The sequence below is a fragment of the Pedobacter sp. UBA4863 genome, from assembly GCF_002399615.1.
Taxonomy (GTDB): Bacteria; Bacteroidota; Bacteroidia; order Sphingobacteriales; family Sphingobacteriaceae; genus Pedobacter.
Genome location: NZ_DHDZ01000025.1, coordinates 1 through 364, shown reverse-complemented (window position 1 = coordinate 364; position 364 = coordinate 1). Strand labels below are relative to the sequence as shown.

The 364-nt window shown below is 34.1% G+C and carries 1 protein-coding gene; it reads left to right on the top strand.

All coding sequences use genetic code 11. From position 1 onward, the window contains the following. Positions 1-364: hypothetical protein (locus B3I52_RS04045; RefSeq protein ID WP_293299068.1), on the top strand; the 364-nt coding region annotated here is incomplete at both ends.

The following is a 364-nucleotide window of genomic DNA, read 5'->3' as shown; positions in this document are numbered from 1 at the left end:
ATTTTCCATTTTCTGAAATAGTTACATTCTTAAAGAAAAAAGACAAAAATTGGGAATTGAATTACAAACCCAAAACAACCGTTACGGCTTGTCCCGTTTCTGCAAGGTTAAAAGACATCTTCGGTGATGATTATTTGAATGTAAAAATTGAAAAAGCCAAATCACCAAAGTCAGATAAAGCATTTTATGACATTGAAGATATATGGCACGTTTTGTTCAGTTACGAAGACCAAGAATATGTTTCTGAATTTGCAGAAAACAAATTAAAACTTGACCCCGAAAAAGCAAAGCAATTCGTTATTGCTTGGAACGCTTTGCCTGTGGGTTACGGGATGTTGAGCTTGAATGCTATCAACAAAATCAA